This is a genomic window from Halomicrobium mukohataei DSM 12286 (genome assembly GCF_000023965.1).
Lineage (GTDB): Archaea > Halobacteriota > Halobacteria > Halobacteriales > Haloarculaceae > Halomicrobium > Halomicrobium mukohataei.
The window spans coordinates 110,363-122,439 of the sequence record NC_013202.1; the positions used below are offsets into that span (position 1 = coordinate 110,363).

The window sequence follows — 12,077 nt, forward strand, 5'->3', positions numbered from 1 at the left end:
GGGGCGTTAGGCTCCGTCGATCGCCCGTGCGGCGTCGAGCACCGCGTCGTGGAGCGGGCCGTTCGACGCGACCAGTCCGCGCGCGTCGTGGGTCCAGCGGTCGCCGTCGAGATCTGTGACGCGCCCGCCGGCCTCGCGGACGAGGTGGACCCCGGCGATCGTGTCCCAGGGATTCGTCTCGACGTTCGTGATCACGCCGTCGAGCTCGCCGGCCGCGACCCGCCCGAGCGCGGCCTGTGCCGAGCCCGGACGCTTCAGGTCGCCGAACCGCTCGACGATGGCCCGCGTCGCGCGGGCGTACTCCTCGCGGCGGTCCATCGGCCACCAGATCGTCGGGCAGACGATCGCTCGCTCGGGGTCGGTCCGGTCGCTCGTCGTGACCGGTGTCCCGTTCAGTGCGACGCCGCCGTCGACAGTCCGGTAAGTGTCGTCCATCGCCGGGAGGACGTTGGCCGCGGCGACTGGTTCGCCGTCCGCGACGAGAGAGACGCTCGTCGTGAAACAGCGCCCGCCGCGGACGTAGTTGTGGGTCCCGTCGATCGGATCGACGACCCACGCGCGACCGGTCTCGGGGACGGACTTCGCCGCCGCCGCCTCTTCGCCGACGAGCGTCGCGTCGGCGTCCGCGTCGTCGACGACCGCCGCGACGGCCGCCTGTGCCTCGCGGTCGGCGCGAGTCACCACGTCGGTCTTGCCCGACTTCGTCTCGACGGCGAGGTCGCGGCGAAAGAGGTCGTGTGCGCGCTCGGCACCCGCCCGTGCGGCCCGGAGCGCGAGGGCGTCCGGATCGCTCACGGCTCGTCCTCCTGGCGGGCCCGGATCGTCTCGGCGACGCCGTCGTACTCCGCCTCCTGGCGGAGACACTGGCTCGTTCGATCCTCGCCGCCGTCGTAGGGCTCGGGGTGTTCGCGGTCACACCGCGACCCGAAGGCTTCTCGGAGCTGTTCGGCCGCCGCGTCGTCGTCGCCGCCGGCAGCCAGCTCCACCGCCGCGTCGACGGTCGACTGGGCCGCCGGTGGGAGGTCGTGGTCCGCCAGCAGATCGGAGACGGTCTCCCGGAGGTCCTGACCGGCCACGTCGAGCCCGATCAGTCGTTTGATCGTCTCGGCCGCGGACGCCTCGGCGCGGGCTCGCGTCCTGAAGACGACGCGGAGTTCGTCCAGGGCGCGCCAGGTCCGCTCGGGCAGGTCGTAGTCGTCGGGCCGGATCTTCGCCGGACACCGCGTCGCGAACGGACAGCCGGCGGGCGGATCTCGGGGGTTCGGCGGCGAGCCGCGCAGCGTGATTCGCTCGCCGGTCCACGGGGAACCACTCCCCGGAATAGCAGACAGCAAGGAGACGGTGTAGGGGTGGTGGGGGTCGGCGTAGACCGACTCCGTGGGCCCCAGTTCGACGACGTTGCCGAGGTACATCACCGCGACGCGATCGGCGATGTGGCGCACGACCGAGAGGTCGTGGGCGATAAAGAGGTAGGTCAGCCCCATCTCGTCTTGCAGGTCTTCGAGGAGGTTGATGATCCGGGCCTGGACTGACACGTCCAGTGCCGACACCGGTTCGTCGAGGACGACGAACTCCGGTTCGAGCGCGAGCGCGCGGGCGATGCCGATACGCTGGCGCTGCCCCCCGGAGAACTGGTGGGGGTACCGGTAGAAGTGCTCCTCGGAGAGCCCGACCCGGTCGAGGAGGTCGAAGGCCCGGTCGCGCCGGATCTCCGCACGAGACTTCTCGACGGTGACGTCGACCGTCGGCGCGTCGCCGCTCCGGTCGACGGCGGCGGTGACCGCATCGGCCGACAGCGGCAGTTCGTCCCGAACCGTCACGTCGCCGTCGAGGCCGACCGTGAGATCGACCGTCTCGTCCGGCTCGGCCGGTCTGACACCACTGCCCCGGACCGTCGCATCGCCCTCGACGGCGACAGTCAGGACCGGCCAGTCGTGTGCCTTCAGGGGTTCCTGGACGATCTCGCCGATCGTCATTCGGTCGTTGAGACTCTCCTCGGGGTCCTGAAACACCATGCCCACGCGGCGCTGCCAGTCGCGGGCCTGTTCGGCGTCGAACTCGGTCACGTCCTGTCCGTCGGCCTCGACGACGCCGTCGGTCGCGTCCGCGAGCCCGATGATCGTCCGCCCGAGCGTCGTCTTCCCGCTACCTGACTCGCCGACGAGCCCGACCGTCTCGCCTTCGCGGATGTCGAGGTCGATACCGTCGACGGCTCTCACCGGCGGTTTCGCGCCGACGATGCTGTCGTCGTGGTAGTAGGTCTTCAGCGACTGGACCGAGACGACGGGGTCTTCGCGGGCCGTCACTGTCGCTCACCCCCGTCGCTGCGGGCCGGATCGTGGAGGAGACACGCTGCCGACCGATCCCCGTCGAGCGAGACGTGCTCGGGGGCCACGGAGCGACAGTCCTCGAAGGCCTCGGGACACCGGGGCGCGAACCGGCAGTCGGTCGCCGGTCCCGTCGGCGTCGGTACCTCTCCCTCGATGGTGGGGAGGCGCTCGTCCGGGTCCGTCCGCCCCGGAATGCTCTCCAGGAGCGCCCGCGTGTAGGGGTGGGCCGGGTGGTCGAACAGCGCCTCGGTGGGCGCACGCTCGACGACCTCGCCCGCGTAGATGACGTTGACCCAGTCGGTCGCGTCCTCGATGACGCCCATGTCGTGGGTGATAAAGAGGATCGCGAGGTCCTGCTCTGCCTGTAGCTCCGCGAGCAGGTCGAGGATCTGGGCCTGGATCGTCACGTCCAGTGCCGTCGTCGGCTCGTCGCAGACGAGCAGGTCCGGGTCACAGGCCAGCGCCATCGCGATGACGGCCCGCTGGGCCATCCCGCCCGAGAGCTGGTGGGGGTACTCGTCGACGCGTCGCGGTGCGTCAGGAATCCCCACGTCCTCCAGCAACTCGATGGCGCGGTCGGTCGCTGCCCGGCCGCGCAGGTCCTGGTGGATGCGCAGGGCCTCCTCGATCTGGTTGCCGATCGTGTAGACGGGGTTCAGCGAGTTTGTCGGGTCCTGGAAGACGATCGCGATGTCGCCGCGGTGGTCCGCCCAGTTGTCCTCGGTGAGGTCCTCGCCGCGGTACAGGATCTCGCCGCCCTCGATCCGGCCGGGTTCGTCGACGAGTCCGAGGATCGACCGGGCGGTGACGGACTTGCCCGACCCCGACTCGCCGACGAGGCCGACCGTCTGGCCCTCGCGGATCTCGAAGTTCACGCCGTCGACGGCGTGGATCTGCTCGCGCTCGGTGTGGAACACGACTTCGAGGTCCCGCACCGACAGCAGTGGCTCGTCGCTCACGCGCCACCACCTCGACCGGCGGCGGCCCCGTCGTCGGCGTCCGATCCGGCGGCGTCCGAACGGGGGTCGATGGCGTCACGGATCCCGTCGCCCAGCGCGTTGAAGCCCGTGACCACCAGCGTGATGAGCAGGCCCGGAATCAGCGAGATGTGCCACGAGCCGGTGTCGACGTACTCCTGGCCGAGGTTGACCGCGCGACCCCACTCCGGGGTCGGCGGGGAGACGCCGAGTCCCAGGAAGGAGAGCCCGGCGATGGCGATGATCGCCCCGCCCAGCGTCATCGACCCGTAGATCAGCAGGTAGCCCGTGATGTAGGGCAACATGTGCTGGCGCATGATCGTGCGGGGGCGCTGCCCGAAGCTCTTTGCCGCGTCGATCCACTGTCGTTCCGAGACCTGTAGTGCGGGTCCGCGCAGCGAGCGCCACATGTACGTCCAGCCCGTGAACGCGAAGATCAGCGCCAGTAAGAAGGCACCGCTGTACAGCCCCGCCACCCAGGTGTCTTTGAGCACCGTCGTGAGCATGATCAACAACAGCAACTGCGGCATCGCCATCACCCCGTCGGAGACGAGCACCATCCCGAGGTCGACACGGCCCTTGTAGTACGCGCCGATCAGCGCCAGCGACGTGGCGACGCCGACGCTGAGCCCGACCGACAGCAGGCCGATCACCAGCGAGATGCGCGACCCGACGGCGATAAACGTAAAGAGGTCTCGCCCGGTCGGGAGCGTCCCGAACGGGTGGAAGCGCCCGAAGTCGTCGTACTCCATCGGTCCGACGCGTTCCTCGCCGTCGCCCCGGGACTGGGACGCGAGGTTGGCCTCGCCGACGAGGATCGTCTCGACGGAGTCGGTCTCGGCGTCCCAGTAGGTGAGTTCGTTGTCGTAGGAGTTGCGCATGTTCTTGTCGACGGTCGTCGGTCCGAGCGCGGGGGCGAACACCGCCATGACGACGAACATGAACACGACCGCCAGTCCGAACAGTCCCCAGCCGTGGTTGCGGAACCGATCGATCACGTCGTCTCGGGGCGTCCAGTCGGCGGCCCGGTACTCGCGGCGGTAGAGCCGGTAGCCGAGCACCGCCCAGCCCGCGACCGCGAGCGCGTAGAGGTAGATCAGGGCGACGCGAATCCCCCAGGCGACCTCGGGCCGGAGTCCGAGGAACGTCCCGACCCACCGCTGGCCGTTCCAGTACCCCTCGTTGGGGACGGTTTCGCGGGACAGCAGCGTCGGGAGCTGGCGGGCCGCGGCCTCGATCCCCTCGACGAAGCCGACGCCGGGGAGGGACGCGGCCGCCAGTGTGTCACTCAGAATTGCCACGAGGAACGTCGCGAGCGCACCGACTTCGAGCGCGAGCAGTCCAGCGCCCAGACCGACCCAGACGAGCGTCGGCGACTCGGTCGGCAGGATCGTCGACGCCGTCTCCGGCGTGACCTCGTCGTCGGCGGCGTCCGAAGACGGCCCGTGTGCGCCGGCCATCTCAGGCCCCCTCCAGTCCGACCCGCGGATCGATCACCGTGTACAGCACGTCCTGCAGGAGGTTGACGCCGACGATCAACAGGATGAACACGTACATCAGCGTCCCGACCAGCGGGAGGTCTCCCTGTGTCGCAGCGTTGAAAAAGAGGAGCCCGATCCCGTTGATGCTGAAGACGGTCTCGACGAGGACGCTGCCGCCGATCAACAGGAACGCCTCGCTGGTGATGATCGGGACCAGCGGAATCAGGGCGTTCCGGAAGATGTGCTTCCAGACCAGCGCCCGTTCGGAGACGCCCTTGGCCCTCGCGAGATCGACGTAGTCCTCGTTGCGAACCTCGAGGACGGCCGTGCGGCCGATCCGCATCTCGTTGCCCATCGAGGCCGAACCGAGGACGATCGCCGCCGGGAGCACCTTCTTCGTCGCCGCGAGGAAGCCCTCGACGGTGTGGAGCCGCGAGAGGTCGGGACTGCCGGTCAGAGCGTCGAGTTCGATCCACAGCGACTGCCAGTCGAAGCCGAAGATCGCCTGTGAACTGCCGAGCACGGCCAGCAGCATGATCCCGAGCCAGAAGTTCGGCATGGCCCGCCAGACGATCCCGCCCATCGAGGCGACGTAGTCAGACGCGGTGTTCGAGCGCATCCCCGCGTAGAAGCCGAGCGGAACGCCGATACACACCGCGATCAGGACCGACCAGAACCCGAGCCACAGCGTCCGAGGCAGGAAATCGAGAATCAGGGCGTTCACGTCCGAGCCCTGGTACAACAGCCACGTCTGCCCCAGATCGAACGTCAGCAGACTCCCCATCCAGTCGAAGTAGTGCTGGAGCGGGGGCTGATCGAGCCCGAGCTGGGTCCGTGCGGCCTCGTAGGCCGCCGGGTTCTGTGTCTGGCCCTCACTGAGCAGTCGGGTCGCCGGATCGATCGGCCCCAGGTAGATGATCGCCCACGTCATCGTCGTCCCGAGCCAGACGACCGGGACGGACAGCGCCACCCGTTTGGCGATGTATCGGAGTCGGCTCACGGTCGTTCACCCCGGCCGCGGTACCCCATCGCCCGAACGAAACCATATCCTCGAAGATACATGTATGAGAGCAGTCGGTTACTCGCCTTTCGTGACCTGATCGAACGTCTGGTTGCCCATGACGCCGTGCATCTCGACGTCAACGTACTCCTGCCAGAACCGCTGTGCGACGGGGTTGACCGTCGGGAGTTCCTGGACGGAGGCCCAGTTCATCTCCTCGACGGTCTGGAAGGCCTCGTTGCGAGACTGCTGGGTCGAGTCGTCGGGCTGGTACTTGTTCTCCCAGGCGTCCATCGCGGTCTGGCGGTACTCCTCGGTGTAGAAGCTGCCCTCGGCTCCCCAGCGGGTGAACTGCGAGCCGGGGTTGTTCCCCCAGAGGAATCGCAGGAAGTTCTGTGGGCCGGGGTACTCCATCCCGTCGCCGAGGCCGAACACTTCCATGTCGCCGTTGATCGCGCGGCTGATGATCGTCCCGAACTGGGACTCCTCGATGCTCATGTCGATGTAGGCCGACCGGAGCTTCGACTGGAGGCGGGTGAACACGGAGCCGTAGGCGCTGTCGCCCGCGATCGTCGTCGCGGTGATCTCGTAGCGGTCGTTCTCGCCGTAGCCCGCCTGCTCCATCACCGACCGGGCCTCGTCCAGTAGCGTCTCGCCGTAGCCGTACGGGTAGCCGTCGGCCCCGAACTCGGTGACCGACTGATAGCCGTTCTCGGCGTGACGGTCGTACGTCTCGGCGCTGCTGACGCCGTCCTCGAAGGTCGGGTACGCCGCCGGTGGCGTCATGTGGTAGGCCGGCTGTCCGGTGCCCTTGTAGACGTTCTTCGCGATCTCGTCCTGGTTCATCGCGTAGGCGAACGCGCGCCGGACCGGGAGCGGGACCTCCAGACAGTTGAACACGATGTACTCGGTTCGGAGCGCCGGGATCTCGCCGTAGTTGACCGTCGTGCCGTCGTCGAAGGTGTAGGTCCCGACCGAGCGGCTCCCGCTGGTCTCCTCGATGGAGACGCTCTCGGGGTTGAACGCGGCGGTCGAGATGTCCTCTTGCATGAGGTCGGCGTTACCGTTCTGGAAGCGGCTAAAGCGCGTGTTAGCGCTCTCGACGACGGTGATCGTGACGCCGTCGAGTTCCGGACCCTCGCCGTAGTAGTCGTCGAAGGCCGTCAGGCGGAGCGCGTCGCCCTTGTTCCACTCGTCGACTTCGAACGGACCGAGGCCGGCGTAGGCGGGGCCATCGCCCGCCGTACTGAAGAACTCGTTGTACTCGTACTCGCCGTCGTACCCGTCGACGTCGCCGACCGAGCCGGCGGGGAGGATCGCGAACGTGCCCCCGGCGATCTGTGAGAGGGTGTACTGGAACGGCGAGGCGAGCGTGAACTCGAAGGTGTAGTCGTCGACGGCGTCGACCGCGAGCGAGCCGGGGACGTAGTCGGCCAGGCTCTCCTCGTCTGCGGGCTCGGTCCGGGACGCGTCCTTCTCGTGGTCGATCGTCATCGTCTCGCCGATGATGTCGTCGCGGTTCCGAGAGTTCTCGGAGCCGGCGAGACGACGGAACGAGTAGACCACGTCGTCGGCGGTGAGCTCGGTCCCGTCGTGGAAGGAGACGCCCTGTTTGAGCTGGAAGGTGTATGTCAGCCCGTCGTCGGACATCGAGTAGTCCTCGATGACCGCACCTTCCGGCGGGTACTCCCCGTTCGGGAAGTCGAGCAGAGAGCTGCCGTACTGGTTGAATCCGACGCCCGATCCCTTGGCGTTGATCGGGTCGAGCGTCTGAACTGGCCCCGGAGACATCATCTGGAGCGTGTTGCTCACCGACGACGTGCTGTCGTCGGAAGCGTCGGAGGGCTCGGCGGACTCGTCGCCGCCGTCGTCCGTGCTGTCGGTCGGTTCGTCCGTCGCGGTGGACTCTTCGGACGGGCCACTGGAACAACCTGCGAGCGCTGTGGCTGCACCGGCACCAGCAACCGTCAGAAAGCCTCGCCGCGTCGTATCCTCAGGCATCACGTCCATCTGTCTAACCCGTAGGTAACTGTGTTGCTATTATCAACCTATATTTCCTTATAGATTTCCATTGATAGCCAGATTCTATATAGAGTTACCAAAGTAGTCGATAGTGGAAACGTACTTGTACAGCCACGGGAAACGAGAACCGATGTCGGAGAACGCCAACGAGTGGGGTCGAACCCTGGAGACCGCCACGGAGATGGCCGACGAGCTCCGGTCCGAGGGGTGGTCCGTCGAGACCGTCCGCGCGGCCCACGTCGCACCGGAGCCGCCGTCACACGGCGAGACCGATCGGTTTGGGTTCGTCTACCTGGCGCAGGGCGAGGTCGCCGACGACGTTCGATCGGCCGTCGCCGAGGGCGAGTTCGACGGCTACGAACTGTTCACACACCGGGACGGCTCGGACCTGTACGCGGTGACGCGACTGACCGATCGGGACCGAGACCTGGCAGTGTTGCTGGTCGGCGCGATCGACCTCACGACGGCCGGTGAGCTGGCCGCCGTGGCGCGGGACCGCGGCGAGATGTACTCTCACGTCAAGCTGGTCGACGGTACCCACCTGGCGACGTTCCGCCACGACGACGCCGACCCCTTCTTCCCGGAGGACGTATGACCGAGTTCGACGACGCCGGGCCGGTCGTGGCCCGACTGGACGAGCCACGCGGGGACCACACGCGCTTTGCGGTACTGGCCGACCCACACGTCTCGACGCGCGAATCGGGCACGTCGAAGCTGTTCGAACACACGCTCGACCACCTGGAAGCGGCCGTCGCGGACATCGGCCGCCGCGACGTCGACGCCGTCCTCTCGCCGGGCGACCTGACGAAAGACGGCGAGCCCTGGAACTACGACGCCGTCGACGAGGCGCTGTCGGAGCTCGATGTCCCGTTCTATGCCGTCCCCGGCAACCACGACGTACCGAAGGTCAGAGACGAACACGACCCCCTCTCCGTCGAGGCGTTCGCCGACCGCTACGGCCCCGGCGAACTCCCGTACCACGCCGAGGTCGGCGGTCTGGACGTGATCGGCCTCAACACTGCCGGCACGGCAGACCGGCTGTACGAGAGCCACGAGGGACGGGTCACCGAGGCGACGCTGGACTGGCTCGACGAGACCCTGGCCGAGGCGGAGACGCCCGTGGTCCTCCTCCACCACAACCTCCCGTCGGTGAGCGATCAGATCGACGCCCACCGGGAGATCGAGCCCGAGATGGTCGAGATCCCGGCGATGGCCGACGCGGACCCGCTGGCCGAGACACTCGCCGACGGCGGGGCACAGCTCCTCCTCAGCGGCCACTATCACCTGCCCGCGACCGGCGAGTACCACGGGCTCCGAGAGATCGCCGCGCCGACGACCTGCTCGTTCCCGCAGTCGTATCTCCTCTGTGAGACGACGCCGGAAGGGACGACGGTCCGGCTCGTCCCGATCGCCGACGAGGTCGGACTGGAGACCGCACACGCCCGCCGGAGCGGCGACTCCGCGACCGCGAAGGGTCTGACCGCGATCGCCGCCGCTCGGCTGGCCTCGTTCCCGCTGGTCAGCGAGTGACTGGCGGCACATACTGCCGGCTGTAAATCTGTCACGGATTTCGCCATCCCGGGGTGGCGAATATCTGAACGAAGTTACAGCCGGCAGTATCAGGTCTCGGGCTCGTCCTGGCAGTCACAGCCGCCGTTCGTGAGCAGTTCGTCGGCGCTGTACTGGGTCCCACAGTCCTGGCAGAACACCTGTACGTCGACGAAGACGCTGAAGTTCCCGATCGTGATGCGGTCGGTGTTGTGGAGGCTTTCGAGGTTGTTGCGGACGACGGCCTGGGTCCGACTGACCAGTCGCCTGATCGACTCCGCGGTCTTCTCGATCTGTGAGCTGTCGGACCGCTCCTCGCTGGGCTTGGAGACGCCCCGCTCGTCGGTGAGGTAGGTGTAGATGCTCTGGTGGGAGACGAACGACGCGCGGAGCGATTCGAGGTCGATACCGCGCTGTTCGAGGCGCGTCTCGACCTCCGCTCGCGTCCCGGTCCCCACGTCGTCGTCGGTGAGGAGTTCGTAGGTGTTCTCGATCTCGCCGTCGACGTATGCTTCGTCGGCCCGGTCGTGGGCGGCCGCCAGCAGCCGCTGGTTGAACCAGTCCGCCAGCTCCCGGAGGCTGTACTGTTCGTCACCGGTCCCCAGCCAGTACTCTTCGAGTTGCTGGCCGACGCCGTCGAGTTCCCACTCGTCGATCAGCCTGGCGACTTTGCTCACCGCGTCTCCCTCCGAACTGTGACAGCGTTCATACGCGCATCTACCGAGAGAGTGCCACATGAACGTTCGCTTCCGCGGAGTCGACGCGTCCCGTCCGTCGACAACCCTTAACACCGCCGGCCGTCGATGAGGGACATGACCCGGATCGTCGACTACGAACTGTTCGAGGTGCCGCCGCGCTGGCTGTTCCTGAAGCTCGAAACGGCCGACGGAACCACGGGCTGGGGCGAACCCATCCTCGAAGGGCGTGCCGCGACCGTCCGCACCGCCGTCGAGGAGCTACTGGAGGGGTACCTGCTGGGCGAGGCGGCGGGCCGGATCGAGGATCACTGGCAGACGATGTATCGCGGCGGCTTCTACCGCGGTGGCCCCGTGCTCATGTCGGCGATCGCCGGGATCGACCAGGCGCTGTGGGACATCGAGGGCAAGCGGACGGATCGGTCGGTCGCCGACCTGCTGGGCGGTTCCACGCGCGAGCACGTCCCGGTCTACAAGAAGCTCGTCCCGGAGCGCGTCGACAGGATCCCCGAACTGGCGACCGACGCCGTCGAGGCGGGCTACGAGACGCTCAAGCTACTGACGACCTACCAGACCGCCCCGCTGGAGTCGGGGGCCGACGTCGACGCGATCTGTGAGCACCTGTCGCTCGCTCGCGACGCGGTCGGTCGGGCGGTCGACATCGGGGTCGACCTCCACGGTCACGTCTCGGCGAGCATGGCCCCGCGGGTGTGCGCCCGGCTCGCGGCGGACGACCCCGCGTTCGTCGAGGAGCCCGTCCGGCCCGAGCACCTGCGGACGCTGGATCGGTCGGCCACCCACGACGTTCCGGTGGCGTTCGGCGAACGGCTCTACTCGCGCTGGGAGTTCCGTCCGCACCTCGAAGCGGGGCGGGTCGACATCGTCCAGCCCGACGTCAGTCACGCGGGCGGGATCACCGAGATCGCGAAGATCGCGTCGATGGCCGAGACCTACGGGGCGCGGGTGATGCCGAGTTGCTCGGTCGGGCCGATCGCCCACGCGGCCAGCACGCAGCTCAGCCACCACCTCCCGAACGCCGTCACGCAGCCCGACCTGGGCGAGCACTACGTCGACGCCTACGTCGACAACGCCGACGAACTGCGCAGCGAGAACGGGCGGGTAACCCTTCCTGATCGGCCCGGCCTCGGCGTCGACGTGAACGAGGCGGGCGTCCGGGACCACGCCGGCACGGGAAGCGACTGGCGACCGCCGGTCCGACGGTACGACGACGGGAGTTTCGTCGAGTGGTGAGTGCTCGCTCGCGGCAGACACTGACAGTGGACTTATCCTCGCGCCAGCCCAGCGAGACCGTATGGCAGATGGCGACCGCATCGCGGCGACGAAGACGGCCTTCGAACTGCTGGACGTGGTCTACCGGTCCGGCGGCGCTTCGGCCGCGGAGTTGATGGACGCGACCGGGCTCTCTCGGGGGGGCGTCTACAAACACCTGCGCACGCTCGTCGAGGTCGGCGCGCTGGCGAATCGCGACGGCGTCTACGAGCTGGGGCCGACGGTCGCCGAGTACGGAGTGGCGGCGAGCGCTTCCCACGCGGTCCTCGACCAGACCGACGCGGTCGATCGGCTGGCCCGCAGGATCGACGCCCCGGCGAACCTCTGGGTGAGCGACGGCGAAGAGTGTCACTGTCGATACACGACGGGCACGGACCGCGCTGCGTATCCCAGGGCCGTGGGCGACAGCGAGCGACTCGTCGAGAGCCCGCCCGGGAAAGTGGTCCTCGCTCGACTCCCGACGCGACAGCGGACGGAGCTGGTCGGCACCCACAACGAGACGCTACTCTCACAGCTGGAGACGGCCAGAGAGCGTCAGTTCCTGGAGGAACGACTCCTCTCGGCACCCGACTGGGTCTCGATCGCGGCCCCGGTGCTCGCGCCGGGCGGGGACGCCGCGGCGGCGATCGAGGCCGTCGTCCCGTCCGACCGGGCAGACCAGCTGGACGCGACGACGGTCGGTGAGCGGCTCGTGGAGACGGCAGCGGAGATGCAGTAGCAGCCCCGACGGAGCC

The 12,077-nt window shown here is 68.1% G+C and carries 11 protein-coding genes; 4 read left to right on the forward strand and 7 right to left on the reverse strand.

Annotated features, from left to right (window positions below; translation table 11 throughout):
* Nucleotides 1-6 precede the first annotated feature (6 nt).
* The 6 genes from HMUK_RS00485 to HMUK_RS00510 form a co-directional block, all read right to left on the reverse strand.
* Nucleotides 7-795, reverse strand: coding sequence for an inositol monophosphatase family protein (locus tag HMUK_RS00485; RefSeq protein WP_012807642.1), 789 nt, complete (start codon nt 793-795; stop codon nt 7-9).
* The gene (locus HMUK_RS00490) at nt 792-2,306 is read right to left on the reverse strand and encodes an ABC transporter ATP-binding protein (protein WP_012807643.1); all 1,515 of its coding nucleotides are present in this window, start codon (nt 2,304-2,306) and stop codon (nt 792-794) included. The genes HMUK_RS00485 and HMUK_RS00490 overlap by 4 nt, the downstream gene beginning before the upstream one ends.
* On the reverse strand, nt 2,303-3,289 hold the full coding sequence (locus HMUK_RS00495; RefSeq protein ID WP_012807644.1) for an ABC transporter ATP-binding protein: 987 nt from the start codon (nt 3,287-3,289) through the stop codon (nt 2,303-2,305). Before HMUK_RS00495 ends, HMUK_RS00490 begins: the two co-directional genes overlap by 4 nt.
* Nucleotides 3,286-4,767: an ABC transporter permease gene (locus tag HMUK_RS00500; RefSeq protein ID WP_012807645.1), complete on the reverse strand. Its 1,482-nt coding sequence runs from the start codon at nt 4,765-4,767 to the stop codon at nt 3,286-3,288. The genes HMUK_RS00495 and HMUK_RS00500 overlap by 4 nt, the downstream gene beginning before the upstream one ends.
* A gap of 1 nt (nt 4,768) precedes the next feature.
* Nucleotides 4,769-5,788, reverse strand: coding sequence for an ABC transporter permease (locus HMUK_RS00505; RefSeq protein WP_012807646.1), 1,020 nt, complete (start codon nt 5,786-5,788; stop codon nt 4,769-4,771).
* A 78-nt stretch (nt 5,789-5,866) separates the two neighbouring features.
* Nucleotides 5,867-7,789: an ABC transporter substrate-binding protein gene (locus HMUK_RS00510; protein WP_012807647.1), complete on the reverse strand. Its 1,923-nt coding sequence runs from the start codon at nt 7,787-7,789 to the stop codon at nt 5,867-5,869.
* A 151-nt stretch (nt 7,790-7,940) separates the two neighbouring features.
* Here HMUK_RS00510 and HMUK_RS00515 point away from each other — a divergent pair, with 151 nt between their 5' ends.
* Nucleotides 7,941-8,405: a DUF7529 family protein gene (locus HMUK_RS00515; protein WP_012807648.1), complete on the forward strand. Its 465-nt coding sequence runs from the start codon at nt 7,941-7,943 to the stop codon at nt 8,403-8,405.
* Nucleotides 8,402-9,340 (forward strand): metallophosphoesterase family protein, encoded by a 939-nt coding sequence (locus tag HMUK_RS00520; RefSeq protein ID WP_012807649.1) that lies wholly within the window; start codon nt 8,402-8,404, stop codon nt 9,338-9,340. Before HMUK_RS00515 ends, HMUK_RS00520 begins: the two co-directional genes overlap by 4 nt.
* 89 nt (nt 9,341-9,429) lie before the next feature.
* Here the strand turns inward: HMUK_RS00520 and rdfA are convergent, their stop codons facing one another.
* On the reverse strand, nt 9,430-10,035 hold the full coding sequence (gene rdfA, locus HMUK_RS00525; RefSeq protein WP_012807650.1) for a rod-determining factor RdfA: 606 nt from the start codon (nt 10,033-10,035) through the stop codon (nt 9,430-9,432).
* Nucleotides 10,036-10,170: 135 nt separating this feature from the next.
* Between rdfA and dgoD the strand changes: the two genes are divergently transcribed.
* Entirely contained in the window at nt 10,171-11,304 is a 1,134-nt protein-coding gene (gene dgoD / locus HMUK_RS00530) for a galactonate dehydratase (RefSeq protein ID WP_012807651.1), read from the forward strand.
* A 61-nt stretch (nt 11,305-11,365) separates the two neighbouring features.
* Entirely contained in the window at nt 11,366-12,061 is a 696-nt protein-coding gene (locus tag HMUK_RS00535; protein ID WP_012807652.1) for an IclR family transcriptional regulator, read from the forward strand.
* Nucleotides 12,062-12,077: the final 16 nt, after the last annotated feature.